The sequence below is a fragment of the Halovibrio sp. HP20-59 genome, from assembly GCF_033052795.2.
Lineage (GTDB): Bacteria > Pseudomonadota > Gammaproteobacteria > Pseudomonadales > Halomonadaceae > Vreelandella.
This window is the reverse complement of sequence record NZ_JAWJUW020000001.1, coordinates 226,819-252,515: the sequence shown is the minus strand read 5'-3', so window position 1 is coordinate 252,515 and position 25,697 is coordinate 226,819. Positions and strand designations below refer to the sequence as shown.

At 52.6% G+C, this 25,697-nt stretch carries 31 protein-coding genes and 1 pseudogene; 16 read left to right on the top strand and 16 right to left on the bottom strand.

All coding sequences use genetic code 11. From position 1 onward, the window contains the following. Nucleotides 1-192 precede the first annotated feature (192 nt). Complete coding sequence (locus tag RZA33_RS01240) at nt 193-888, bottom strand: haloacid dehalogenase type II (protein ID WP_317506025.1); 696 nt, start codon at nt 886-888, stop codon at nt 193-195. A 422-nt stretch (nt 889-1,310) separates the two neighbouring features. Further along, complete coding sequence (locus RZA33_RS01235) at nt 1,311-2,153, bottom strand: cysteine hydrolase (protein WP_317506024.1); 843 nt, start codon at nt 2,151-2,153, stop codon at nt 1,311-1,313. A 104-nt stretch (nt 2,154-2,257) separates the two neighbouring features. Here RZA33_RS01235 and RZA33_RS01230 point away from each other — a divergent pair, with 104 nt between their 5' ends. Further along, a complete protein-coding gene (locus RZA33_RS01230) occupies nt 2,258-3,178 on the top strand; it encodes an AraC family transcriptional regulator (protein WP_317506023.1) in 921 nt (306 codons plus the stop codon). Nucleotides 3,179-3,300: 122 nt separating this feature from the next. On the opposite strand, the gene merR is transcribed toward RZA33_RS01230, so the two are convergent. Then, nucleotides 3,301-3,735, bottom strand: a complete 435-nt coding sequence (merR, locus tag RZA33_RS01225) for an Hg(II)-responsive transcriptional regulator (RefSeq protein WP_317506022.1) — start codon at nt 3,733-3,735, stop codon at nt 3,301-3,303. 92 nt (nt 3,736-3,827) lie between these two features. Between merR and merF the strand changes: the two are divergent. Together merF and merA are read left to right on the top strand one after the other, a co-directional pair. Next, nucleotides 3,828-4,074: pseudogene (gene merF / locus RZA33_RS01220) on the top strand (mercury resistance system transport protein MerF). Further along, the gene (gene merA / locus RZA33_RS01215) at nt 4,037-5,470 is read left to right on the top strand and encodes a mercury(II) reductase (RefSeq protein ID WP_416337830.1); all 1,434 of its coding nucleotides are present in this window, start codon (nt 4,037-4,039) and stop codon (nt 5,468-5,470) included. Before merF ends, merA begins: the two are co-directional and overlap by 38 nt. A gap of 126 nt (nt 5,471-5,596) precedes the next feature. On the opposite strand, the gene RZA33_RS01210 is transcribed toward merA, so the two are convergent. Further along, entirely contained in the window at nt 5,597-6,718 is a 1,122-nt protein-coding gene (locus tag RZA33_RS01210; protein WP_317506020.1) for a methyl-accepting chemotaxis protein, read from the bottom strand. A 258-nt stretch (nt 6,719-6,976) separates the two neighbouring features. Between RZA33_RS01210 and RZA33_RS01205 the strand changes: the two genes are divergently transcribed. Next, complete coding sequence (locus tag RZA33_RS01205) at nt 6,977-7,531, top strand: DUF302 domain-containing protein (RefSeq protein ID WP_317506019.1); 555 nt, start codon at nt 6,977-6,979, stop codon at nt 7,529-7,531. Nucleotides 7,532-7,542: 11 nt separating this feature from the next. Continuing rightward, the gene (locus tag RZA33_RS01200) at nt 7,543-8,007 is read left to right on the top strand and encodes a DoxX family protein (RefSeq protein WP_317506018.1); all 465 of its coding nucleotides are present in this window, start codon (nt 7,543-7,545) and stop codon (nt 8,005-8,007) included. Between the two features lie 101 nt (nt 8,008-8,108). Here RZA33_RS01200 and RZA33_RS01195 read toward each other — a convergent pair whose 3' ends face one another. The 6 genes from RZA33_RS01195 to RZA33_RS01170 form a co-directional block, all read right to left on the bottom strand. Continuing rightward, a complete protein-coding gene (locus RZA33_RS01195) occupies nt 8,109-9,173 on the bottom strand; it encodes a L,D-transpeptidase family protein (RefSeq protein WP_317506208.1) in 1,065 nt (354 codons plus the stop codon). Continuing rightward, the gene (gene lgt / locus RZA33_RS01190) at nt 9,173-9,964 is read right to left on the bottom strand and encodes a prolipoprotein diacylglyceryl transferase (protein WP_317506017.1); all 792 of its coding nucleotides are present in this window, start codon (nt 9,962-9,964) and stop codon (nt 9,173-9,175) included. The genes RZA33_RS01195 and lgt overlap by 1 nt, the downstream gene beginning before the upstream one ends. A gap of 89 nt (nt 9,965-10,053) precedes the next feature. Then, nucleotides 10,054-10,410: a hypothetical protein gene (locus RZA33_RS01185; RefSeq protein ID WP_317506016.1), complete on the bottom strand. Its 357-nt coding sequence runs from the start codon at nt 10,408-10,410 to the stop codon at nt 10,054-10,056. 124 nt (nt 10,411-10,534) lie between these two features. After that, a complete protein-coding gene (locus tag RZA33_RS01180) occupies nt 10,535-11,251 on the bottom strand; it encodes a cytochrome c peroxidase (RefSeq protein WP_317506015.1) in 717 nt (238 codons plus the stop codon). Nucleotides 11,252-11,731: 480 nt separating this feature from the next. Beyond that, entirely contained in the window at nt 11,732-12,112 is a 381-nt protein-coding gene (locus RZA33_RS01175; protein ID WP_317506014.1) for a hypothetical protein, read from the bottom strand. 302 nt (nt 12,113-12,414) lie between these two features. Next, nucleotides 12,415-13,239, bottom strand: coding sequence for a YiiX/YebB-like N1pC/P60 family cysteine hydrolase (locus RZA33_RS01170; RefSeq protein ID WP_322976184.1), 825 nt, complete (start codon nt 13,237-13,239; stop codon nt 12,415-12,417). A 149-nt stretch (nt 13,240-13,388) separates the two neighbouring features. Between RZA33_RS01170 and RZA33_RS01165 the strand changes: the two genes are divergently transcribed. From RZA33_RS01165 to RZA33_RS01115, 11 genes are all read left to right on the top strand, one after another. Further along, nucleotides 13,389-13,946, top strand: coding sequence for a carboxymuconolactone decarboxylase family protein (locus RZA33_RS01165; protein WP_317506012.1), 558 nt, complete (start codon nt 13,389-13,391; stop codon nt 13,944-13,946). A gap of 60 nt (nt 13,947-14,006) precedes the next feature. Further along, a complete protein-coding gene (locus RZA33_RS01160) occupies nt 14,007-14,315 on the top strand; it encodes an EthD family reductase (RefSeq protein WP_317506011.1) in 309 nt (102 codons plus the stop codon). 57 nt (nt 14,316-14,372) lie between these two features. After that, complete coding sequence (locus RZA33_RS01155) at nt 14,373-14,939, top strand: sigma-70 family RNA polymerase sigma factor (RefSeq protein WP_317506010.1); 567 nt, start codon at nt 14,373-14,375, stop codon at nt 14,937-14,939. Nucleotide 14,940: 1 nt separating this feature from the next. Beyond that, nucleotides 14,941-15,411, top strand: a complete 471-nt coding sequence (locus tag RZA33_RS01150) for a thioredoxin domain-containing protein (RefSeq protein WP_317506009.1) — start codon at nt 14,941-14,943, stop codon at nt 15,409-15,411. Nucleotides 15,412-15,706: 295 nt separating this feature from the next. Further along, nucleotides 15,707-16,135 (top strand): DoxX family protein, encoded by a 429-nt coding sequence (locus RZA33_RS01145; protein WP_317506008.1) that lies wholly within the window; start codon nt 15,707-15,709, stop codon nt 16,133-16,135. A gap of 42 nt (nt 16,136-16,177) precedes the next feature. Next, entirely contained in the window at nt 16,178-16,474 is a 297-nt protein-coding gene (locus RZA33_RS01140) for a hypothetical protein (RefSeq protein ID WP_317506007.1), read from the top strand. 58 nt (nt 16,475-16,532) lie between these two features. Continuing rightward, nucleotides 16,533-16,733 (top strand): zf-HC2 domain-containing protein, encoded by a 201-nt coding sequence (locus RZA33_RS01135; RefSeq protein ID WP_317506006.1) that lies wholly within the window; start codon nt 16,533-16,535, stop codon nt 16,731-16,733. 10 nt (nt 16,734-16,743) lie between these two features. Then, nucleotides 16,744-17,400 (top strand): DUF3047 domain-containing protein, encoded by a 657-nt coding sequence (locus tag RZA33_RS01130; RefSeq protein ID WP_317506005.1) that lies wholly within the window; start codon nt 16,744-16,746, stop codon nt 17,398-17,400. Nucleotides 17,401-17,802: 402 nt separating this feature from the next. Beyond that, nucleotides 17,803-19,071, top strand: coding sequence for a PAS domain-containing methyl-accepting chemotaxis protein (locus RZA33_RS01125; protein WP_317506004.1), 1,269 nt, complete (start codon nt 17,803-17,805; stop codon nt 19,069-19,071). A gap of 71 nt (nt 19,072-19,142) precedes the next feature. Continuing rightward, nucleotides 19,143-19,748, top strand: coding sequence for a hypothetical protein (locus tag RZA33_RS01120; RefSeq protein ID WP_317506003.1), 606 nt, complete (start codon nt 19,143-19,145; stop codon nt 19,746-19,748). After that, a complete protein-coding gene (locus RZA33_RS01115) occupies nt 19,748-20,071 on the top strand; it encodes a hypothetical protein (RefSeq protein WP_317506207.1) in 324 nt (107 codons plus the stop codon). The genes RZA33_RS01120 and RZA33_RS01115 overlap by 1 nt, the downstream gene beginning before the upstream one ends. Nucleotides 20,072-20,190: 119 nt before the next feature. Here the strand turns inward: RZA33_RS01115 and RZA33_RS01110 are convergent, their stop codons facing one another. The 6 genes from RZA33_RS01110 to RZA33_RS01085 form a co-directional block, all read right to left on the bottom strand. Beyond that, entirely contained in the window at nt 20,191-20,841 is a 651-nt protein-coding gene (locus tag RZA33_RS01110; protein WP_317506002.1) for a peroxiredoxin, read from the bottom strand. Between the two features lie 79 nt (nt 20,842-20,920). Further along, a complete protein-coding gene (locus RZA33_RS01105; protein ID WP_317506001.1) occupies nt 20,921-21,388 on the bottom strand; it encodes an S-ribosylhomocysteine lyase in 468 nt (155 codons plus the stop codon). Between the two features lie 79 nt (nt 21,389-21,467). Continuing rightward, a complete protein-coding gene (locus RZA33_RS01100; RefSeq protein WP_317506000.1) occupies nt 21,468-21,815 on the bottom strand; it encodes a putative quinol monooxygenase in 348 nt (115 codons plus the stop codon). A gap of 61 nt (nt 21,816-21,876) precedes the next feature. After that, complete coding sequence (locus RZA33_RS01095; RefSeq protein ID WP_317505999.1) at nt 21,877-22,560, bottom strand: haloacid dehalogenase type II; 684 nt, start codon at nt 22,558-22,560, stop codon at nt 21,877-21,879. A 116-nt stretch (nt 22,561-22,676) separates the two neighbouring features. Next, complete coding sequence (locus tag RZA33_RS01090) at nt 22,677-24,110, bottom strand: aminotransferase (RefSeq protein WP_317505998.1); 1,434 nt, start codon at nt 24,108-24,110, stop codon at nt 22,677-22,679. A 60-nt stretch (nt 24,111-24,170) separates the two neighbouring features. After that, nucleotides 24,171-25,667: an NAD-dependent succinate-semialdehyde dehydrogenase gene (locus tag RZA33_RS01085; protein WP_317505997.1), complete on the bottom strand. Its 1,497-nt coding sequence runs from the start codon at nt 25,665-25,667 to the stop codon at nt 24,171-24,173. Between the last annotated feature and the right edge of the window lie 30 nt (nt 25,668-25,697).

Genomic DNA, 25,697 nt, shown 5'->3' with positions numbered 1-25,697 from the left:
CCAGGTCGATTTCGAAAATAATTAAACTTTAAAATAATCTTTTGCCTAAGCTATTACCATGCAGACTTAAATCAAACTCCGGCCGAATGGCCGGAGCTTGAATATTTCGTTTTTACTATAAAAGTTTGCCGCTCTTTGGATCGTTTAAAGTACCCCGACGCGCTTTAATAAGCCATTGCTGCGTATCGATTTTCACAGGAGCCGTTGAACTCCAAGATCGACTGCATCGACCAAGCTTGTAACCTGCCCATCTGGGTTACCCATTAAGGGATGATAGAACGACTCTTGACGTTGAATCCAAATGCCATGAAACCCGGCTTGAATCGCGCCGTGGACATCCCAGGCGTGGGCCGCCACCAGCAGAGCATTCGCCGGGGCGCACGAGTGTTTTAATGCAGCCAGGCGGTAAAGTTCTGTTTGGGGCTTCCAGATGCTGAAATCCTCCACCGATACAATATCGTCCACCAAATGCTCTAGGCCGTTGTCGCGTACCAACTTCTCTGTATTGGCGCGGGAGCCATTAGTGAGCAGTACGGCCTGGCACTCTGAGTGCTTCGCCCTTTCAAGCGCGGGTTTGACATCTTGATGGGCTGGGAGCTGGGAGAAAGTTCCCAAGATCTCCTTCAACGTGGTTTCATCGGCCTCGCGTCCAAGGCTGTGCAGCAGGACCGTTAGTGTCCCTTTGGCAATGTCTGGAAAGGAGTGGAAGACGCCGCTGGCCGAGAGAGCGAAAGCATCTCTCAGCAACTGTGCGAAAAATAGTCGATCCGTACCGGGGGGCAGGTTTAGCTCAGTCAGTTTATCTTCCAGCGGAGCCAGGGAAAAAACGGTTTCAACGACATCAAAGAAAATGATGCGTGGTTCTGCTTTTAGAGTCTGTTGGGGCATTTCGGCTCACCTATATCCTTCGTGACTGTGAAGCCCATGTTACGCCAACGTGTCGGCGAGACTAGGGAAATCGATATAATCGCGCTCTTCACATCCGTAGAAGCTACCGTCGTTCCATTCTTGAAGCAGAACGACGAGGTGAAAGCATCCAGTAAATCAGGGTTGGCAATGAGATAGAGGCTGAAGGACAACCAGTCAATCTTGCCGTCACCCCGTCGATTCTTACCCTCTCGCAATGCCTTAAGAGCTGACAGCCTATCGAAAGCTGGTTGGTTTCTGTGACATTTACATAAATTATTGAAATGACAAAATGGATTTGAAGATAGCAATCACGTGTAATGCGCATGCTCCAGAGAGTGGATAAACCAACAATCTGGAGCAGCTATTGGGCCGGGCAATGACGTTAGCCGCCCAGGGTTTTCTCACCCCTGTAGTTTGGCGACCGTTTCATCTGTACTCCAAAGCGCATTGGCAATAAACCTAAAATTAGTTAAGGCCGCTAAATAGCCATCGCCTTCTGGTAGTTTTGCTGCGGCAGTAGCGTCGCGTACCACGGCCACTTCAAACCCCTGCTCTAATAATTCTCGCAAGTGGGATTCGACGCATAGATTCGCTGACATACCCGCCAGTATAACTTGATCAATTCGGCGCTTACGTAACTGAAGCACTAAATCATTCTGCTCAGGACCATAGATTTTATGCGGGGACGTAATAATCGTTTCGCCATCTTCAATATATTGTTTATATTGCGGCATAAAGTCAGCACCCGTATCGCGCGGCAATGCCGCAAGCGGATTTTCACGATCAAACATGCCGATACCATGCATCATTTTTTCCAGCGGACCACCAAACGTCCACTGATGATCGTGGGGATAATAATAATGAGGTGATACTGCCACCGTCATCTTTCGCTGTTTAGCCGCTTCAAATAAGCGACGAATATTTTCTACCGTGTTGTGTTCCTGTACGCTTTCTCCAACCACTTGCCAAGTAACGCCATCTGGGCTTAAAAAGTCGACCTGAGGATCGGTGACCACCAATGCCGCTCGATTAATATCAAGTTGAAACCCCGTTGCGGGTAAAGCACCTTCTTCAGGCGGTGCATAAGCACTTGAAACCTCACCCTGTGCCATCGCAGGTCTGGAAAAGCCGCCGATTGTCGCGGCTGTAATGCCAGCAAGACCACCTACCAGCACACGTCGACGCCCTTCATCAACTTTATACAGCGTGGCTGGCGATTTATTATCATCATGATGATTACACATAAGGTACATCCTGTTTGAGTGTATTACCTTATTGAGTCTAGGTGTAACCGGCGTAACAAAAGTCCTGAAAAGGTCCCAAATCGTTCGGATAATGGGTGACAGATATGCTTGAGAATGCTCTCAAAGACATGTTGATCAATGTAACGTCGTTTGCGGTATGCGACATACGACGCGGCTGGCCACTTCAGACTCCACCGCTGGGCACGATATCGCTTCATTATATATTGCAGGGAAATGGCATGATGGTGGATCAGGATCGTCAGCGAACGCCCTTGAACGCTGGCAGCCTCGTCATATGCCCACCTGACTTTGCACTTACCATTGATGAGGTTGCTGGAGAACCACCAGGCATGAATCGCTGCGTTGCCGCGGGGCAGTCCCCCCCCTGGATAAGCACGCATACCGATACGACATTGCCTTGCGTTATCATTTTATGTGGGTTGCTGGAAGTCGATTCACTGACTGGGGGTTCTCCCTTTGACCGCTTGCAAACGCCTGTGCGTATTGAAAACTCGAAAGCTGAAATCCAGCGCCTTTTTCACCAATTATTTCAAGAATTGGCATCACCAACACTGGGTACCGATGCGATGCTGGAAGCGTTAATGAAACAGTGTTTCATCTGGTTACTTAGGGAAATCCAGGCTGATGCGCCGCAGCACCCATGGCTATTAAGCCTGGAAGCACCGGAACTGCAAAATGCGCTTGTGGCAATGACCCAGAATAAAGGGCAACGATTGAACATTGAACAACTTGCTGAATGCTGCCACATGAGTCGCACTGTCTTTATTGAACGCTTTAAGCGGGCTTTTGGGATGCCACCACAGCGGTTTGCCACTGAAATGCGTCTCCGTTATGCCGCACGTCTATTACACTCAACCCCACTGCCCACCCAACGCGTTGCCGAGCGTTGCGGTTATCATAGCCGTAGCCAATTTAGCGCTGCTTTTAAAAAAAAGTTTGGCGATGATCCAGAAACATATCGCAAAAAGCTCCGCCCTCCTGCACGTCGCGATCAATCGCTCTAGTCTTTATCGTTTGAGCAGCACTGCACTTTAGCGCCTTCTCCTGTGAATATGAGCATTGGGGGATCAACTCACGGCAGTGCATGAAACACCATGGCACGCATCGCCGATGATAGTGATGGAAACTAAGGTGCTTGTTCTTCTGACCCACTGATCCCTTCATGCAGGGATTCAATGAGCGGGCAGTTGATATTGCCTTGTTGGGCGTGGCATTGATCCACCATTTCCCCAAGCGCCTTCTCGATTTTCTCCAGCCTTTCGATCTTCTCTCGCACGTCCCGTAACTTGTGTTCGGCCAAAGCACTGGCTTCCTGGCAGTGGGTGCCGTCTTCAAGCCGGAGCAAGTCGCTGATCTCGTCGAGACTGAAGCCCAACTGCTGCGCCGTTTTCACGAACGTCAATCGGTCGATATCGGCATCACCATAGCGCCGGATACCCCCTGGCGGACGCTGGGGTTCCGGTATTAGCCCTCGCCGCTGGTAATAGCGGATTGTCTCGATATGAACCTTGGCTGCCCTGGCCAGGCCACCGATGGTCAGTGAATTTGCGTTATTCGACATCTGCCTTGACTCTGTAGCTGACTACGGAAGTAACCTTATCTCATGGCGGGTCCGAATGCTCGACCTCCACTCGCTTAAAAGGAGAACGTCTGTTGAAAAACCCAACGACCCTGCTGCGCGTGAGCGTGATTGGCACCGTCCTGGTGGCGCTGTGCTGCTTCACCCCAATCCTGGTGATCCTGCTGGGCACTGGCCCTGACGGGGTATCTCGACTACGTGTTGCTTCCAGCCCTGGTCGTATTCATCGGCCTGACTGTCTATGCGCTATGGCGAAAAAAACAATTCGACGCCTACCGTAAGAATGCCTCTACAGATTCAAGGAGTTGTCCTGATGAGTGATAACAACCTACACATTGCCGTTATCGGCACCGGCGGCGCGGCCATGGCGGCCGCTTTGAAAGCCGCGGAGCGTGGCGCCCGCATTACCCTGATCGAGCGCGGCACCATCGGCGGCACCTGCGTCAATACCGGCTGCGTGCCCTCGAAGATCATGATCCGCGCCGCGCATATTGCGCACCTGCGCAAGGAGAGTCCCTTTGACGAAGGGGTAAGCGCTCAACTGCCTGTGGTGGACAGGGCAAAACTGGTTCAGCAACAGCAAGCACGAGTCGAGGCGCTTCGTAATGACAAGTACGAAAGCATACTGCGCGACCACACAGCCATCACCGTCCTGAACGGTGAGGCCCGCTTTGCCGATGCCCATCATCTGACGGTCAGACTGAACGACGGCGGTGAGCAGACTGTTCACTTCGACCGCGCCTTTATTGGCACTGGCGCCAGCCCGTCAGAGCCGCCGATACCGGGGCTGGCCGATACACCCTACCTGACCTCCACCAGTGCATTGGTACTGGATACCTTGCCCGAACGGCTGATTGTGATCGGTGCCGGTTTCGTTGCTCTGGAGTTAGCCCAGGCCTTCGCCAGACTAGGGAGCGAGGTCACCGTGTTGGCCCGCAGCAGACTGCTGTCCCGTGAAGACCCCGCAATCGGAGAAGCCATAGAGGAAGCGTTCAGGCGTGAGGGCATCGAGGTTCTCAGGCAGACCCAGGCCAGCCGCTTGGACTATAGCGAAAATGAGTTCGTCGTGGACACCAATGCCGCCACCTTACGGGCAGATCAACTGCTAGTGGCGACCGGCCGGACACCCAATACCGACACTCTGAACCTGGCGGGCATCGGCGTGGAAACCTCGCGCGGTGCGATTCAGGTGGATGAGCATCTGCAAACCACCATTCCCGGTATATATGCCGCCGGTGACTGCACCGATCAGCCGCAGTTTGTCTATGTGGCCGCTGCCGGGGGCAGTCGGGCTGCCGTTAACATGACGGGAGGCAAGGCCACTCTGGATCTCAGTGCCATGCCGGGAGTGATGTTTACCGACCCACAGGTGGCCACCGCTGGTCTGACGGAAACCGAGGCACTTGAGCGAGGCTTCAGCGTTGATACCCGCGTGCTGGAACTTGAGAACGTGCCGCGTGCACTGGTCAATTTCGACACCCATGGCTTTATCAAGATGGTCGCCGAGCGCGATTCCGGTCGCTTGCTGGGGGTTCAGGCTGTCACGGCAGAAGCTGGTGAGCTGATCCAGACGGCGGTAATGGCGCTGCGGGCCGGTATGACGGTAGAGGACATCGGCAATGAACTGTTTCCCTACCTGACCATGGTGGAAGGCCTCAAGCTCTGCGCGCAAACTTTCACCAAGGATGTAAAGCAGCTTTCTTGCTGTGCAGGATGAACAAAGCACCGACTGAACATAACGCGACCGCGAAGGTAACTTATTTATTCAAAAGATGCCGCTGACGAAAACGCCTTGAAACGATTGGGAACAGTTGACCATTTGCCGAGAGAGGTTGTGAGCCAGTTACGCCACACCATTTTGGGCTCCCGATGCTGGAAGCGCAGGGGCTGATTCGGGCGGGGCGGGCATGACAGGGCTGGCGACGCGCCTGAGCTCAAGGGCAAGCTGGTGGTTGCTCGCTGAACGCTCAATCGCTTTTTGCGTATCATCCAGCACCTGTTCCAGGTCACGTATCACGCCTCTGGTCGCCTCCACTTGCCGAACCGCGTGACCGGCTGCTTCATCGGCGGCGCCGGTGGCATGGTCAATCGCCGTCGCCACCGTCGCTACGCCGCGCTGGCCGGCCTGGCTTTCGGCTTCGAGCGCTTCGATTTGCGACTGCAGCGTCAGCATCTTTTGTTTAACGTCAATCGTGGTATCGGAAAGCGCCTCCAGCCGCTGATGAATATCACTTGCCGCTTTAGCGGCGTTGTCTGCAAGTTTATTGACTTCCATCGCTACGACGGCAAAACCACGTCCGGCTTCTCCCGCTCTGGCGGCTTCCACGCGCGCATTGACGGCCAGCAAATTCGTTTGGGTGGCTATGTGCTGAATGCTGGCCGCCATGCCTTGAATATCGTCAAACTGCTGACTAAATGTAGCCACCGCTTCAGCCGTTTGCTGAGTGAGCGCACGGCCTGCCGACATGCCATCAGCAACATGCTGAATGCGTGAATTAACATCGGCGGCGTCATGATTGGCCTGGCGTAGTGTTTTACAGCTCTGTTCGGCCGTCACTTGTAGATGCTCGGCCTCTTTTCCCGCCTGGCGGCTGTGAGAGAGCACCTGCTCGATGAATGCATGGCGCTTTTGAGAGGCTTGATTCACCGTATAGGCGTTATGGCCGATTTTGTCGGCGAGTCCGGCAATGTTTTCAAAACGATCAACGTACCTTTGGCTGGTGCGGCCGAAGTGCTGCTTGGCGCCAGTGGCACCCAGCCACGACACGCAGAAAGGTACCAGCATGGTTAAGGCAAATTGCCAGAAACTGAATCCGCTTAACGTCCACAGCGCCTCAAATTGATTGATCACTGTCAGCACTGGCCCGACGATCAGTGCCGTTTTCAAGGCCCGTGGCCATAGCGGTGGATGGCTATCGCTCTGGGCTTCGCGATGCTTAGAATGATGTGCGTCTGCTGTTGACATAATTTCCCCGTGGCGTGCCTTTAAGCGCTAAACCGAGCCATAGAATGATCGTTCCCGATAGTCTACGACGGTTTCAATTTTTTGTATTTATTTTTAACGTCAATATTGTCGACCGGAATCAACGTCAGGGAATTACCACACCGCGACGGCTAGGTAAGGTCTCAATAAGGAAAATCGTGGCTACTCTGTAAGGCAGTAGGCTCAGCTTCCACTAAGAGCTGGCATCAACTCATCCCATCATCAGCCGAGGAATCTTCTATGCATACTTACCTTGGATGTTCATGTTACTTACCACAGCGTTTGCGGGCCGCGTTTTCAGCGCCAATACAGCGGCTAGGGAAGCTTGCGGCATTGTTTGTTCTACTGGCGTTTTCAGCGACCTCGAATGCCGATGCCTCTATCGACTGGCCGCAGGAAGGCTGGAACGTGGTGGTGACCGATAAATCCTATGTCGACCTGGTCGACGACCTGCGCCGCGCCGTGGAACAGGCCGACATGCTGGTGGTGACCGAAGCCAGCCCAACCGAGGCCGCCGCCCGGCGTGGCGAGACGATTCCCGGCAACCGGGTCATCGGCGTGTTTCGTAACGATTTTGCCGTGCGCATTATCCGCGAAAGCGTGCCCGCCATGATTGAAGCGCCGCTGCGCTTTTACGTGACCGAAGATGACTCAGAAAGCGCCACGCTGTCGTGGAAGACGCCCAGCGCCGTCTTCGCACCCTATGGGCAGGGTGATGACGATGAATTGGCGCATATTGCCAGTGAGCTGGACGAGTTATTCACACGCATCGCCAACAACGCAACCGACAACTAAGGATCATTCGAATGAAGGCATTAACGCTGCTGTTCCTGCGCATCTCACTTTCCGGGCTGATGCTATTCTGGGGCGCCAACAAGCTCCTCAACACAGAAGGTAGCGCGGCAATCAGCGAAAAATACTATCTTTCTTTCATGTCCGCAGAGGTGCTTTTGTACCTTTTCGGCGCGGTACAAATCGTGATCGGTTTATTGGTTCTGGTGGGTCTGATGCGCCGCTGGGTACTTCCCCTACAGGCGGCGATTAACGGGTCCTCTCTTGTTGCCGTTTTCCCCTCGATCATTGACCCGCTAGGCTGGTACCTGGAAGGCACCAACGTGCTGTTCTACCCTTCGCTGATTATCTTTGCGGGTAGTCTGCTATTAATCGCGTTTCAGCGGGAAGACTCTTTTTCGATTGATGCTTCAAGAGTTAAGAAACCTAAAGCATGGAAGGCTCGCAAAATGTGTTCACGCGACCCACACCCAAATTAAGCATTTAGGTGGTACACCTTCATGACAAGGCAGCGTCATGAAGGTGTTATGCTCAGCTCTAGCCGCTAAGAGGCATCAAACAATTAGCAACAGCTTTAAGCTCAAGGCGTCTGCGTTATCATTTGATAAATATTCATGCTCGCGGCTTCCCCTTCACCCTCATTCGGTGATTGAGTAAGTGAAGATAACGCGACTATTTGATCATCAGGCTGATCGAATAGCACCTGTAGACGGTTATCATCCAGCTCAGCGAAACTGCCTTTGGACCCCGTCAGCTGCAAAAGCAGCATCGCTTTCAGTTCGTCAACGCCTACCTTATCGCTATCAACCGTTTTAAAGACCTGCACATAGGCGTCGCCCTCTTCACTAACGCCCACTTTAACAGGCTGGTCGATAATATTGACCTGAGTACCACTAGGCACGTTATCAAATATGGCGGCAATATCCTCTGGATACATGCGTATGCAGCCCCGGCTAGCGCGCATGCCAATACCATCGGGCTGGTTGGTGCCATGAATTAAGTAGCCAGGAATATCCAATAAAATCGCATGCTCACCTAACGGATTGTCCGGGCCGGGAGGCACCACCGCCGGTGCAGGATCTCCCCGCTCAGCGGCTTCCTGGCGCATAGAACGTGGCGGATACCATGCGGGATTCTCTAAACGAATCGTTGTTTTGGTAATACCCAGTGGCGTGTTGAAGCCCTCACGGCCAATCCCAATGGGGTAGGTTTCAACCCGTGGCGTTTCACCCGGCTTGACCTCCGGGTAGTAATATAGCCTCAGCTCAGCGACGTTAATCACAATCCCCTTGCGCGCTTCGTTAGGCAAAATATGACGCCGTGGGATGGTAACGGCAGTTCCCTTACCTGGCACCCACACACTGACCTCAGGGTTAGCAGAGAGAATCTCTTCATAACCCACGTTGTGCACACGAGCGATATCAATAAGCGTATCTTCTTGGCTGGCCATTACCTGGTAATCTTGACCGATCATATTGCCCTTTTCAGGGATAGGGTAATGATTGTTGTCAGGCACCTCCTTCGCATCGCCATAAACCAATAAAGGCCATACCGACGTGCTAACAGCGGTCATACTACAGACAGCGAGAACGCTCTTTTTTAAAAACATGCGGCGCGTACTGGTGGGGTTCATTAAATTCATTATTAGGCTCCTTTAACGCTAGTAACAGGCTGGGAACGTGACCACAAGATCAAGGCAACGCCACCTAATAACATGGGCAGTGTCAGCAAATGGCCCATGGTGACCCAATCAAAGGCGATGAACCCAATATGGGCATCTGGCAGTCGCACAAACTCCACCGCGAAGCGGAATACGCCATAGCCGAATAGGAAAGCCCCGGATAGCAGGCCTCTTTGGCGTGGACGGCGAGACAGCCAAAAAAGCACCACAAACAGCACAGCCCCTTCCAGGAACATCTCATATAGCGCTGAAGGATGACGGGGCTCAGGCCCTACCTGTGGGAAGATCAACGCCCAAGGCACATCGGTGGTACGGCCAGGAAGCTCTTGATTAATAAAGTTACCCAACCGACCCGCGCCTAAACCAATAGGGGCTAAAGGAGCAATAAAATCCGCCATATCCATGAAGGCGATGCGCTTTTTACGTGCGAAAAAGAGCGTTGCAGCGACAACGCCTAGCAAACCACCGTGAAAGCTCATGCCTCCGTCCCAGACCTGAAAGACCCACAATGGATTGCTTAACCACTGCTCCATGCCATAGAAAATGGCATAGCCCAATCGTCCGCCAGCAATGACGCCAACGGCGCTATAAAAAATAAGGTCACTGATGTCTTCTTTATTCAAACCAAGGGTGTCAGCACGCCAACGCCCCAACAGCCAGGCGGATATAAAACCCACCACGTACATTAATCCGTACCAATGAATCACCAGTGGCCCAATCGCCACGGCAATAGGTTCAATCTCAGGGTATTCCATTGCTTTCTCCGTTCATGTCTTACTGGCATACCGTCAGCTCATGAGGTGCACTCATGATTCAGAAGCGGTATGGAAGCGCGTGTAGGTCTTCAGAAATGCAATGAAAGGCGGGGAGGTTTTTCTAAACGCTCAGGATGTGATTGGGGATAAGGCACCTTCATCAACCACTGCGGAGAAGGCGTCAAAATAGTCCCTGAGATGGCGTTAGCACTTGCAGGTGCGTAGGGAGAGCAGGAAGCATCCGCATGCTCTACTGCTTGCTCTAGCAACGTGGGAGAGTGGCAATGGTTATCCGTGCTAATAGTCGCAGAGACAGGCGCATCAACTAGGCAGCTGCCTTTTACAGCGCTGCTAAAGCCAGCACCTAAAAGCGTCACCAAAATCACTAGCATCATGATGGTCAGTTGCTTGGCAATCACGCTATGCATTTTTCGCCATGTCAGCAAACATTCAGCATCCTTTTCATTTATCAGTTATCAAAGGCGTTTTACCACAAAAAGAACAATCAGTCCAAAAGGCAGCTTTCAGCTCAATGCTAAAAGCCGCCCTGCTTTTCGAAGCCCTACTGGTCTACATATTACAGTGGCCGTCCGCCTCACCAGCGAAGCGCTGACGGGCATTGACCACATAGGCCGCCAGGGCCGCTAAATCCTCAGACTCCCAATCCAACGGCTCAGCCGCCATAGGAGCCACCATGCAGAGCTGCACCATTTCATCGGCGTGTACCGTCTCCATACCAAACATATTGGTGCCCATGGCAACCGGATGAGGGTAAGGCTGATTGAACGTTGCCTGATAGCCTTGTTGGCCGTCACTGCCATGACAGCTGGCGCAGGACATTCCGTTTGTACTGAGTGATGGATCGTTGAACAGGGCTTCACCTCGTTCAATCAATGCTTTGGGGTTATCGCCGTTTTCATCGTAACCGGGTACGTAACCTTCGGGCCGAGACACTAGCTGCGTGCGTTCATTAGGCTCTACATCAGCTCCCTCAGCTTGAGCTTCTCCTTCAGCTTCTCCCTCACCTTCTCCCTCACCTTCAGCCTCCGCTTCTGCTTCGCCCTCAGCGCTAGCTTCGCCTTCAGGTTGCGCCTCTGCCTCTGCGTGATTACTTGCCAGCATGAGTCCACTTGTAGCCGATTGATCGTTGGCAAATACGTTTTGCTCATTGGCCGAAACACCCAGCGCGACGCCGCCCGCCACCAGCATTAAGACGGGTGCGGTGTAACGAACTTGGCGACGGAGTTTATCCAGCAAATCACTGCGTTTTTGTTTAGTTAGCGACATGATGTTCACCTCTCGAAGTCAGCCTTATTATGCAGAGCCGCGACTTTTCCGGTCTCAACCCAGCACCTGCTTGGTTGTTTAATTTTCAATGCAACACTTAGTCAGTGAGCGGGCGCATGACTTCCTTACAGGCTCTGACCACCTTGGGGGTAAATCACTCGATCCCCGCCAGCGCAACTGATGGTCACCTAACTCATCTATCAATCTCAACTTTACGATTTTAAAGCAAAGTTACACATTAAAATTGGGTGAGGTAAATAGTGAGTAGTAGCGATGAGCCTGCTACTAATAACAGTCTTTTAAAGCGCTATAAAATAAAAAACGATCAGGATAAAACAAGCGGCTTTCAGAAAAACCAAAAGCCGCTTGATCTTTGGTTACAGAGTGTAATGTCGATTTATGTCACCTGAAAAGCGCTGCCCCGCATTGGCCTTATATGCTATAAGGGATACTGTAGGTCAGTGATTATTAAACCAAGGTTTAGCCGCGCGTGCCGTGTGCTAAGATGCCAACGTCAGGGTCATTATGCTCTGGCTTTGCAACCTGTTGAGACATCATCTTATCACCATCGACTTCAACCCGGTCACGATGCATTCTTTCCTTTGTGCCGCCCAGTTCGGGACTGCCAGCCTCGAAGACAGTGCGGTAGTGGGAACCCTCGCTCTCAACGATCTGGCTATTTTCCGCCTCAATTCGGTATTGCCGACTGCCTTCGCGTGTACCACCTTGGATAGAAGCGCCAGCGTCGAAGCGAGCCTGGATTAGCGCAGTTGCGTTATCGGCAAACACTAGTGGGCTTGCAGCCATGCCCATGAAAAGACCAATAACACCTATTTTTTTGGTAAAATTATTAAATAACATGATTATCTCCTTCTTTTAGATTTTATCTGCTTTAACGATAAAACGTCGGGGTGACGTCAATCGTAAGCAGCTTTTCGTCTCGCACTTATCTGTGTTCTTAAATACAAGATCATTACAATTTTTATAAAAAACTGTCTTCTTTAAACACTGAAAAATTTTATATCGACTTTAAACAAGCTTCTTCTATCAGCGAGATCAAGGCTATCGCCAACCGCATTAGGTACGCTACGGCCATGGATTAGCTGACCTTCTTTGAAGCCAAGCACTAGAATAAGAAACACGAGACCTGCTGCAGGATCTTTTTACGTTGAGGATGAATCAGTCGATTCTTGCCAGTGCAGTTGATGGAAATCAAATCCATTTATCAATTGCGGTTTCACGATCTCAAAGTAAGGTGACACATCAAAATCGCGTGGGGTAAATAACGAGTAGTGACGCCGAGTCAGTAGTCGATCGTTTTTTGCAACGTAACCGGCGGTAGTGACAGACGTATCACTATTGAGGGGTAATATGGGATAACGGATCGATTGAAACGCCTGGGCAATCAGCGTGGAGCAAATAGCCCGCGTAGGGTCACCACTCCCCAGCGTCAAAAAGCGTTTACGAAAGCGTTGTGGAACGGGCGGCAACGGCAAGCAATAGCGCGCCAAATCAATAACGTTATGCAAATCATAGCGATGTCCAAGACGATGACCAGCAGCATCGATCAGCGATGTTATCTCATCTTCTCTTAAGCCGACTGGTCGACATATCCGCAAATGACACCCTTTGAACTCGCTCAGCCCAACCAAGCGGACCCCTTCCGCGACGTCGGCTTCAATAAAGCATTCAGCATTTTTAGCGCCAAAACGCAGGGCTTGCTCGCTTCCGACATAGAGTGCCGCATGAGACCAGGAAGACTGCGTCAGGTATTTGATAACCACACTCAAACGCGACGAGCCCTCTACCAACAAGACATCGCCAGGCTTTAAAAACAATTCAGTATGCTTTTCAACAGGCTCTAGACGAGACTGATCATGGCGCGGGCAGGACAACCAACAGCTCATCATGTAACCGATACGATGCAGCACTGCTTTCATCTTCGTCCCTACCCATCTAATTTCCATATTGATTGGTGGGGCATTCATTCAAAACTTTACAGATTATTTCACCAAAGGCGGCTATCAGGATTTTTGTCATTGACCATTGTCAATTTTGAACCGATTGTTCCATAATCAGGTTGCACAATGCAGCGATCCTGCATCAACCAATTTTTCATTGACCCAAGGAGAGTGAAATGGCCGAGTTTCCGTTACATACCACAGACAGCGCACCCGAAGCCGCTCAGGCGAACCTGAAAGCCGCAGAAAAGAAAATGGGCTTCCTGCCTAATATCTTTGCCAAAATGGCCGAAGCGCCGACGCTTCTCGAAGCGTATATGACACTTGACGGCATCTATGCCAAGACCAGCCTGAGCCCGGTGGAACAGCAAGCGGCCTTGCTTGCCATCAGCGCTGATAACAACTGTGCTTTTTGCGTCGCCGCGCATACCGGTGGCATTAAACAAGCCGGCGCCGACGACGCAATCGTCAAAGACCTACGCGAGCGCAAGGCGCCCAACGATGTCAAGCTGGCCGCTGTTACACGCTTTGCACGCCACTTGAATGCTCAGCGAGGCTGGGCCGAAGAGGCTGAGCTGGACGCCTTTCTTGAAGCAGGCTTCACTCAGCAGCAGGTGCTTGAGTTGGTCATTGGCTGCGCGCTGAAAACACTCTCGAACTACACCAACCACATTGCCGGCACGCCGCTCAACGAAGAGCTCAAGCCGCTTGCGTGGGAAGCACCCGCGTCATAAACCGCGTTGATTTGTGGTCGCTCAGGCGGCCACAAGCCACTTTTCTATTAGGAGAGATTGATGATTGATGTCATGGTTGCCTACCCAAACAGCGATACGCTGTCGTTTGACGATGACTACTACCTGAAAAAGCACGCGCCGCTGGTGAATTCGCTACTTAGCGAGCACGGGCTGCGCTACCTTCGTGTGCACCGTCAGATTGACCCTCAGGCGCCCTATCACCTTGTGGCCCACCTGGGGTTTGAGTCGGCACAACGCTTCGAAGCGGCGTTTGCAGAAGTCGGCGATCAATTACTTGCCGATATCGCCAACTTCACCAACGTAGAGCCGATTCTGCAGGCCAACGACGTTATTGATACATCCGTCTAGACTAGCGTATGAGCATGGACACTTTTCTGCCATCAGATCTTCTCGTTGAGGACTAATGTGATAACCGCCAAGCGCTCACCCGATGAACATATTGCGTCGCTGCGACCAAAGCTTGTCGCCTTTGCTCGCCTGCAGCTACGCGATAACGCCGCGGCCGAGGATACCGTGCAGGACACGCTAGTTACCGCGTTGGAAAAGCATGGCACTTTTGCGGGCCGTTCCGCTTTTGAAACCTGGGTATTTGGCATATTAAAAAACAAAATTCTGGAAAGACTCCGGCAGCAGCGGCGCTATGTGACGTGGCAAAGTGATGAACAGAGTGACGACGATGCGTTGGAAAGCCTATTTCAAGACAATGGCCGCTGGCAGGCGACGAATCGACCCAAACCGTGGGGCGACCCCGATCAAGTGCTCGAAAACAAGGCCTTCTGGAACGTGCTGGACACCTGCCTCATCGCGTTACCTGATAACACCGCCCGCGTGTTCACAATGCGTGAACTGATGGGACTTCCAACCCCGGAAATCTGCGATGTCCTTGGCATCTCCGAGGCTAACTGTTGGGTCATCCTGCATCGCGCGAGGTTGAAGCTGCGCCACTGTATTGAAAAAGGTTGGTTAGCTTGATATGAAAAAAGCCCACTCCAAGAAACCTGCACGGAAACCCTCTGCATCGGTTCATCCTGCTAAAAAGTTGAAAACACTTGCCAAAAAATTATTAATAGTACTGGCCTTTCTGGCTGTCCCAATAGCATGGCTTATCGTTAACGACCATACGTCGCGCACAGAATCAAATCTTAGCGTCATTGGCAGCGGAACCCCCGTCGCCGTCCAGGTACATGATCACGGCTGCCCACTTTGTCAGCGATTAAAAGCCAATGCAGAAGAAGCGTTGGACCAAATGGCATCGCCACCGGCTTGGCGTATTATGGATATCAACACCAGAAAAGGCGCCGACTTTGCCAGTCAATATAATGTCGGTCATGTGACGATTTTGCTATTTGATGCCCGAGGAAATCGCCAGGAGACAATTGAAGGTGTGACAAGCGCTAACTCGCTGCGCGACTCATTTGAAAAAATGATGGCCACGCAGCGTTAACCTATTGGCATTGAACTCTGACGGCATTGAATTGCCTCCCCGCTTGGCGTTGCATCTCAACTTGTGACGCCAAAGAGACTTTCTCGTTGAACGCAGCACTACGCCCAGTAGCCTCTTTTATAACTTTTCGTCCCTAGCATCTGTATTTGCGTAAAAAATCAAAAACAGCTGTAAAGTTTTGCGCGTTCCAGCCACATAACTTAAGTACAAGATGCTATTGGCAAGAGCAGAATAAACATCAATCCTGACATAACAGTTGGCATCAACACCGTATTTACAGGCGCGGAGCACTCATATGAATAATACTATTACACCTTCTCAAGACGCTTTTCTTATCGAACGCCATGCCCATTGGTTATTGCGTATAGGGCTTGCCAGTGTCTTTCTTTACATGGGTGTCGACAAATTCATGGGCTCGGGCATCGCTGCATTTTCTGCCATGATGAACCTACCGGTCGTTCTTGGTGCTCTTGTCGCCTTGGGTGAGCTTGGCACCGGCTTGCTGGTCGTCTTGGGTGGGCTGATGAAGAATCGTTTAGGCGATGTCATGACTCGCCTGGGCGCTCTTGGCATGGTTCCCATTCTGCTCGGAGCCATCTTTATGGTGCACTGGGGGCAATGGCACTTTATGGCAACATCGTCGCATCCTTTAGGGGGCATGATGTTCCAGGTGACCCTAACGATAGTAGCACTCTATATGCTGGCCAAAGGTAATAGAGCTTAATAACTGAACCTATTAAATCTATACCTTTGCAAAGGAGGCTTTATGCCAAACGATAAACGACAAACGTTGCTTGATAGCCTGTCCAAAGGCTTTGCTTATGCGGTTCCCGTTCTGGCCCTGGTCGCAGGTGGCTCAGCACTGCATGCCGTCTACTCTGACGTCACCACTGAAACTGGCTATTACATGATGGCCGAAGCAGAAGGTGGAGCCGAAGCAGAAGGTGGAGCCGAAGCAGAGGGTGAGGCCGAAGCAGAGGGTGAGGCCGAAGCAGAGGGTGGAGCCGAAGCAGAGGGTGGAGCCGAAGCAGAGGGTGAGGCCGAAGCCGAAGCCGCCTCATAAATGGCAAGTTTAACTCACTTTGTATACCCCGCTTGCTTAGCTAACTGAGGAGTTTCCTATGATCATGTGTCGTGAAGCAACACGCTTGATGTCGCTTAAGCAAGACAAAGTGCTCTCTTTTAGGGAAAGAGCAGCACTTCGTTTCCACCTTTCCATGTGTGGTGCTTGCCGTGCCTGCGCGCGTCAGTTCGACCTGCTGCATACCATTGGTGAACACCACCCTGCCGCGTTGAAAGCACCGAAGACAGCCGATGATTAGGAGTCATGCTATGCGCCCACTACAAGGCGTTGTGGTTATCGTCGGCTTGCTGATGTACAGCGGCGCGGCAATGGCGGATATCTTATTAACGCCCAACCAAATCATGACATGGCCAACTCGCAGTTTTGACGGTGAGACCCACTACGAGATTGTCGCAAAAGACGGTGCCAACGTACTTCAGGCCCAGTCGCGAGGCCAGGCGTCGACACTCTATTTGGAGCGCGAAATCGATCTCAATGAAACACCCTACCTGCACTGGTGTTGGCAAGTGAGTAATATCTATCCCGGCTTGGACGAAACCACCAAAGCGGGGGATGACTACCCTGCCCGCGTCTATGTGGCTCGCAAAACAGGATTGCTGCCCTGGCAAGTACAATCCGTCAACTACGTATGGTCGTCCACGCAAGACGCTGGCAGTACCTGGACCAATGCGTTTACCGACCGCGCCGAATTGATCGCACTGCAAGGAGGCTCATCCAAGGTGGGCGAATGGGTCGCCGAAGTCCGCGATGTACGTGCTGACTTCGCAGCGCTCTTCGGCGATACGCCCAGCCATATTGATGGCGTTGCTTTAATGAGTGATGGCGATAATTCAGGAAGCAATGCAACCGCATGGTTTACGCAGTTAGCTTTTAGCGCCGAATCTACCCCTAACGCTTGCCCTTAACAAACAGAGATTGGCTTAAATGTTGGCCTCCTTTCAATAACACTCCATTCTTCGCCAAATCTATACCAAAGATGTACAAACAAGTGACCTTAAGGGCATTTTCAATTACCATTAGCTGTACAAAAGATGTGCAGAAAGCAAGCGTTGCCGTCGCCACTATTCGGCATTGCATAGGTCACCTCGGCGATATTATGGCTTAATGGCTGTCGAGCGACATTACTTATCGAAACAAAAAGGCTAGTAGAAATGGAAATAAAACAAATTAAATCAATTATTTAAAATAAAAAAAAGCGTTCATAAATGTAAAACTTTGTGTCAGGCCGACATATGCCGATGCTTACAAATCCACATTGGTCTAACCTTGTACACGTAATTTAAAAAGACTCATTGAAAGGACTGTCAATGCTTTCGTTTCTCGCTTCCAATGGTTTACACACCGCCCTGCACCAACACACTGCTTGTATTACTTTCTCACCTGAAGGGATTATTCAGAAAGCAAGTGAACAGTTTTTAACCACCATGGGTTACACCCTCGACCAAGTGAAGGGGCAACACCACCGGATTTTCTGCTTTCCTGAAGAGATCCGCCGTCGCGAATACCTTACATTTTGGGAAACGCTAGCAGCCGGCCACAGCCAACAGGGGCGTTTTAGGCGTACCAATGCTCAAGGCGAGGAAGTCTGGCTGGAGGCTACTTACTTGCCTATTAGCAATCACCGCGGCAAAGTCATGTCGATCATAAAAATCGCCAATGACGTCACCGCCGACCACCAAGAAGCCGAGCGTAAAAATGCTGTGTTAGAAGCATTGGATAGCTCTATGGCGGTGATTGAGTTTACGCCCAACGGTGAAGTCCTAAATGCCAACGCCAATTTTGAGCGCGTCATGGGCTATCGTAATGAGCAGTTGGTTGGGGCACACCATCAGATATTTTGCCCGCCTGATTTTTATCATGCTAACCCGCATTTTTGGAAGAGCTTGGCACAAGGCGAGTTTACTCAGGGTAAGTTTGAACGTTTGGATTCGCGTGGTGACAGTGTCTGGTTAGAGGCGACTTACAATCCTATCCAGGATAACAATGGCAATGTGGTGAAGGTAGTCAAGTTTGCTACCGATATCACGGGTTCCGTAGCAGCCGCTGAATCGGCGACGAGGGCCGTCACCGCAGCTCAAAGCACCTCATCCCAGACAGAGCAGATTGCACAAAATGGCCTCAGTCATTTGCAGCGCGCTGTACGTGATTCCGAGCAGGCAGCCCAAACCTTGGCAGAGGCGCAGCAATTGATTGCAGCGCTTAACCAACAGGCGCAAAGTATTAATAATATTACCGAATCAATTGCCCGTATTGCTAATCAAACCAATCTGCTATCACTCAACGCTGCGGTAGAAGCCGCTCGCGCTGGCGAGCAAGGTCGAGGGTTTGCGGTGGTTGCCAGTGAGGTACGCCGTTTAGCCAAAGGCTCCAGCGAAGCGGTCGAGGATATTACCCGCGTGCTTAAAGATAATAGCGCCTTGGTAGAACGTACGACTCATGCTATGCAGCAGGTAGTCGAGCAGGGGAAATCAAGCCAAGCTAGCGTGAGCGAAATTGAAACCATTGTTAACGAGATCCTCACCGGGGCGCGTAGCGTTTCGAGCTCCATTGATCAGTTAGCGCTTGAATCCGCTTGATCGCCAACGCTTATTGAGGAAATTTCTGATTTAGTAGAAATGAGACCGATGTTCTAGCAGAAGGGCACCCAATGATCCCATCGCTTAACACTATGTCGCTATCGTTAGCCCTGGGGTTATTCGGCCTTTGCGCTGTCATTATTGGCCTCATCGGCACTCGGCTGGCCTGGGTCGTCGATGACCTTGCTGACCGCACTGGCCTGGGGGAAGCTATCGCGGGCGCCGTTTTACTCGGCATGGCAACCTCGTTATCAGGGATTGTCGTTTCTGTTTCGTCTGCATGGACCGACAAACCCGAGCTGGCCATGAGTAATGCCTTGGGCGGCATTGCCATTCAGACGCTATTTCTGACCATTGCCGATATGGTGCACAGACGCGCTAACTTAGAGCACGCGGCTGCTTCGCTGGGCAACTTGATTCAGGCAGCACTGCTGTTATGTCTGTTGAGTTTATTGCTGGTAGGACACTTTGCGCCAGCGTGGACGCTATGGCATGTGCACCCCATTACCCCGCTGCTATTTATTGCTTACTTATTCGCCTTAAAGCTGGTTAAAAACTCACACCAGCACCCTATGTGGAGCCCCACACGCACAAGGGAAACACGCCAGGACGTACCGGAAGACACCACGGGCAAGCTGGCCTTAAAGCAGCCGTCGGCATACTACTTACTTCTGTGATGACATCGCTACCCGAGCTGGTAACAACGGTCGCAGCGGTCCGGCGAGGAGCTCTTACGCTCGCGGTAACTGGCATTATTGGCGGTAATGCGTTTGACACCTTGTTTGCTGGCGCTGCAGATGTGGCTTATCGAGGTGGCTCTATTTATCACGCCATACCCAGCCATGTTTTGCTATGGGTGGCCATATCAACGTTAATGACCGCCGCATTGATGCTGGGATTGCTGCAACGTCAAGAACAAGGGCCAGGCAGTATCGGCTTTGAAAGCACGGTCATCATTGGCCTCTACCTAGCGGGAATAGCCATGCTAATGATGGTCTAGCGACTTGGCAGGGTTTTAGCGTTAGACACTAGCCGCAAAAAGCCAGCACCGAGGCGCTGGCTTTGTTGATCAAGCTACTTGTCTTATAGAAACCGCTGCGTCTCTAGGCTAAAGCCCCTTTAGCGCAGCGGTGTTTTGCGCAGATAGGGTAAGACAGTTTCATATTCACCGTACTTCTGCCTAGCATCTTCGTCAGACACGCTGGGCGGTATAATGACGTCCTGCCCAACGGCCCAGTCCGCCGGGGTCGCCACGCCGTGCTTGGTGGTCGCCTGAAGGGCATCCAGCGCGCGCAGGATTTCGGCGAAGTTACGCCCGACGGTCATCGGGTAAGTCATTGAAAGCTTCAACTGCTTATCAGGGCCGATAATAAATACCGAGCGCACCGTCGCGCTGTCTGCGGGAGTGCGGCCATCGGGCAGGTAGGCATCTTCCGGCAACATGTCGTAAAGCTTGGAGACCTTGAGCCCGTCGTCGGCGATGATCGGAAAATCGACATCACTCCCGCAGACGGTTTTAATATCGTCGCCCCAGCGCTTGTGATCTGCTACGCCATCGACGGAAACGCCGATCACTTTGGTATCACGCTTTTTCCACTCGGCGCTAAGCTTCGCGACAGCACCAAACTCGGTCGTGCATACCGGGGTAAAATCTTTGGGATGCGAAAACAGAATCGCCCAGCTATCGCCGATCCACTCGTGGAAATTGATGGATCCGTGGCTGGTATCCGCTTCAAAATCAGGAACCACTGCATTAATACGTAGTGACATGCTTTCCTCCTTCTTGGGCGTTAAACGCCTCCACATGGGAGGCGTCTCAATTTAGCGCAGGCGTGCTTGCCAGTAATGCTTAAGCGAATACTTCGGTCCACTCGCTGCGTTTCGCTAGTAACCCTTTCGCGAGCTCTTGAGCGCCCTCTAGGCTGTGACTAGCCGCCCAGCCGCACTGCATTTCGTTACAGGCGGGGACTTCAGTGGCTTCTAACACGTCGTTCAGGGTTTTTTCGATGATCGAGACCACATCGTTGTAGTCGTCGTGGTTAATCATCGCGATGTAGAAACCCGTCTGGCAGCCCATCGGGCTGATATCGACCACTTTATCGGTATGGTTGCGCGACATCTCTGCCATTAGGTGCTCAAGGGAGTGCAGCGCCGGCATGTCCATATGGCCTTTGTTAGGCTGGCAAATGCGCAAATCGTATTTATGAATACGGTCACCGTTCTGGCCTTCTTTGATGTCGGCTAAACGGATGTAGGGCGCTTTTACCTTGGTGTGATCCAGATTAAAGCTCTCTACGTTCATTTTCTTATCGGTCATATCACGCTCCTTTCTTTATCAACTCTATCATCAAATCTAATCGCGCTATTTTGCACTAAGCCGCTGATGGCGCTGTGCATCACACCTTAGGAGCATCAAAGTTCCATGGCTCATCGGTGTAAACGCAGACATTGGCATCTTCAATATCGCCATCGGGCGCTTCAACATGCTGAGCAAAAAAGTCTTGGATCTCTTTACGCTGACAGTGTGCTTCAAACTCTTCGCGGCTCGCCCAAATTTCGTGAAACACGATCGGGTAACCGGTGCCTTGGGCGAAAGGGTTATCGATCTGGCGCGTTACCGTATAGTGAATACACGCGTCTTCGCGATGGGTGTTTGGCTCTAACGACTGAAGCGCTTTGAATACCGCTTCTTCTTTGCCTGGTTTGGGCTTAAATCCGGCAACACAGTAAATCTTTTCTGACATTTTCATCTCCTAAGTCGTTAAGCGTACATCATTATGCGGCTTGTCGATGTAGGTTAACAACCTAACGAATAATGCGTTCCGCCAATGATTCTAGGTCGGTCACCGTCATATCGGGCTCAATACCCCAGGGGTCGAAAGGTGCGTCAGAGTTACGCCGTATCCAAGCGCTGCGTAGCCCAGCGTGTGTGGCGCCAATCACATCAAAAGGGTTGCTGGAAACCAGCCAGGTCTGTTCGGGGCGGGTCTCCAAGCGGCTACGCAGATGCGCGTAAACAGCCGGGTCTGGCTTAAAGCGTTTTACCTCATCAGCGCTAATCACGTCATCCATATGGCTCTCAACGCCAGCCCGTTTCAATAGCTTAGACACGGCGTCTGCTGTACCGTTCGAGAATGCCACGCAGCGTATGCCCGCATCGCGAAGCTGGTCCAGCGCTGGGACCACATCATCAAAGGCCGGCAATTCACCGTATACCGCCATCAGATGATCTTGGTCGTTATCGGAAAGCCCGGTTTGCAGTGCGCGGTCGACAAACACCAGCGCTTCGCGGGTGCATTCGGAAAAAGGCACATAAGCGCCCATCAGGCCGTGGCGAAAGCTGTACTCAAGCTGTTTGTCCCGCCAACGGCGAGCAAACTCCGTAGCCTTGGCCTTGTGTGGCTCCGCAAGACGACGCTCCAATTCAATCGTCACGCCTTGGGTGTCTATCAGCGTGCCGTAAACATCGAAGGCTAATACCGGCTGCATCGTGGGGGTCTCCTTTACTATCAGTTGGCTAACAGCTGTACTCAGCATAGTCGTGGCCTACAAAAACAAAAGCGCCGCTGCACAGGCAGCGGCGCTCAAAAGGCCAAGACAGGTTATTAAACCGTGAAGGCAGCCTCTTGCTGGCCCGACTTCAAGTCGCCCGAGCGTGTAAGCTCATCCGTCACGCGGTCGATGGCGCGCTTGGCGCGGCCAATCATGTCGTCCACCTCATGACGATTAATGGTCAGCGGCGGCGCAAAGCCAAGGATATCGCCTTGAGGCATCGCACGGGCAATCAGGTTTTCTTCCATGGCCGCTGCCGCCACGCGGGGGCCAACCTTCAACGCCGGGTCGAAATGTAGGCGCTGCTGGGCATCCGGCGAGAACTCCAAGGCTGCCATTAAGCCAACGCCGCGTATGTCGCCTAACAGCGGATGGCCTTCAAAGTTAGCTTTTAACTGCTGCTGGAAGTAAGCGCCGGTTTCAGCAGCATTGCCCACCAGATTTTCACGCTCGATGATAGCCAGGTTAGCAAGCCCTGCCGCACAGCCCAGCGCGTGGCCGGAGTAGGTCCAACCGTGGCCGATAGGGCCGTATTCGCCGGTGCCCTGCTCAAGCACTTGCCAGACTTTCTCGCCCACAATTACCCCGGAGAGCGGCTGGTAGGCGCTGGTGAGGCCTTTAGCAATGGTGACCAGATCCGGCTTCATGTTGTAGTGGTGGCTACCGAAATCGGAGCCGGTGCGGCCAAAGCCACACACCACTTCGTCGGCGATCAGCAGCACGTCGTACTTGGCTAGCACGCTTTGAATCGCATCCCAGTAGCCTTCCGGCGGCGGTACGATACCGCCGGTGCCCAGCACGGGTTCACCGATAAAGGCGGCCACGGTATCCGGGCCCTCTTCCAGAATCATCGCTTCCAGTTTGTCGGCACAAAACGCAGAGAATTCAAGCTCGGTCATACCATGCTGCTCGGCGGCACGCAGGTAGTAGTGCGGCGCTTCAGTATGGCGAATGGTATCGATGGGCAGATCGAAGTGGTCGTGAAACGCTTTCAGACCGGTCAACGAGCCCGAGGCAATGCCCGAACCGTGATAGCCGCGCATACGTGAGATAACCTTTTTCTTCTGCGGGCGGCCCAGCACGTTATTGTAGTAACGGACGATCTTGAGCTGGGTTTCGTTGGCGTCCGAACCCGACATGCCGTAGTAGACCTTGGACATGTTCATGCCGGCGATTTTCAGAATGCGCTCGGAAAGCTCGATCTGCGGCTCGTTGGAGTGGCCCACATAGGTATGGTAGTAAGAGAGCTCTAGCGCTTGCTTGTAGATCGCTTCGGCGACTTCGGTACGACCGTAGCCGATGTTGACGCAGTACAGCCCGGCAAAACCATCGATAAATTCACGGCCGTCTTTATCCACGATATTGATGCCTTGTCCACCGGTAATCACGCGGCCCGGCGAATCGCCGTGGGCAAAATCCCGCAAGTGGGTAGAAGCGTGGAAGGTGACTTTACGGTCACGTTCGATCAGATCCTGATGCAAGCTCATAGCGTTCTCTCTTATCTATAAAGGACGTATCGCCCGGCGTGCCGGGCGATAGCGTAGATGTTAGCTGCCAGAAACTGAACCCAAGGCGCCAAGACAGTAATACTTCGTTTCCAGGTATTCATCGATACCCGTGGCGCCGCCTTCACGGCCAAGGCCGGACTGCTTCACACCGCCGAAAGGTACCGGTGGGCCGGTCATTTTCACCGAATTAACGCTGACCATGCCGTACTCCAGCGCACGCATCAGTTTCCAGATGCGGCGGATATCGTGGGTGTAGATATACGCCGCCAGACCGTACTCGGTATCGTTGGCCATTTCGATCACTTCGTCATCGGTGCTGTAAGCCGTGATGCCCGCCACGGGGGCGAAGTTCTCTTCACGCCACACTTTCATTTGCGGCGTGACGCCCGTCAGCATGACCGGCATAAAGAAGTTATCGCCGGGCGCTTGGCTTTGCTCGCCGCCTAAGACGGTCGCACCGCGTGAGATGGCGTCGTTGACTATTTCAGTCGCTTTCTCCACTGCTTGGCGGTGGATCAGCGGGCCTAGGTCAATTTCACCCTGTAAACCATTACCCACGGTCAGCGCGGCCATGCGCTCGGCAAACTGCGCGACGAATTCGTCGTGAATGGATTCGTGCACCAGTATGCGGTTGGCGGCAAGGCAGTCTTGACCCGCGGTTTGGAATTTCGCCGCTACCGCCGCATAGGCGGCTTCTTTGGGGTCCATATCCGGCCCCACGATAAACGGCGCGTTACCGCCTAGCTCCAAGGAGAGCCGTTTAACGGTGCTGGCGCTCTGCTCAATCAGCAGGCGGCCCACGCGGGTGGAGCCGGTAAACGACAACGCCCGAATACGCGGCTCGGCGCAGAGGATTTTGGAGACTTGCGCCGGATCGCCCAACACCACGTTAAAAATACCCGCTGGAATACCGGCCCGTTCTGCCAGCTCGGCAAGCGCCAGCGCCGAAAACGGCGTTTCGTTAGCGGGTTTAACAATCACCGGGCAGCCCGCGGCCAATGCTGCCGCCGCCTTACGGGTGATCATCGCCAGCGGGAAGTTCCACGGCGTAATCATCGCCGCAATGCCCACCGGCTCTTTAATGGTGCCCAGTGATGCATTGGGGATAGGACTGGGTATGGTTTCACCGTAGGTACGTTTACCTTCTTCAGCGAACCAGCGCACGAAGCTTGCGCCATACTGCACTTCACCGCGGGAGTCAGGCAACGGCTTGCCCTGCTCTAGGGTCATGATGGTGGCGAGGTCTTCACGGTTGGCCTGGATAAGATCGTACCAGGCCAGCAAACGTTCACAGCGCTCGTCGGCGCGCAATGCTCGCCAGTGAACAAAGGCTTCTTCAGCCGCATCTACCGCAGCGGTAATTTGCTCGGCTTCCAGCAGCGGAATATGCCCGATTGCTTCGTTGGTAGCGGGGTCATACACGGCTTCTTCGCGACCGCCTTCGCCGTGGGTCCATTTACCGTTCACGTAGGCGTACTGCCGAAACAGGCGCGGATCTTCCAGGCGTTTAGCAAGCGTGGTCGATAGTGTGGTCATGGGCACCTCCCCGGGTTGCACGCCATGGCA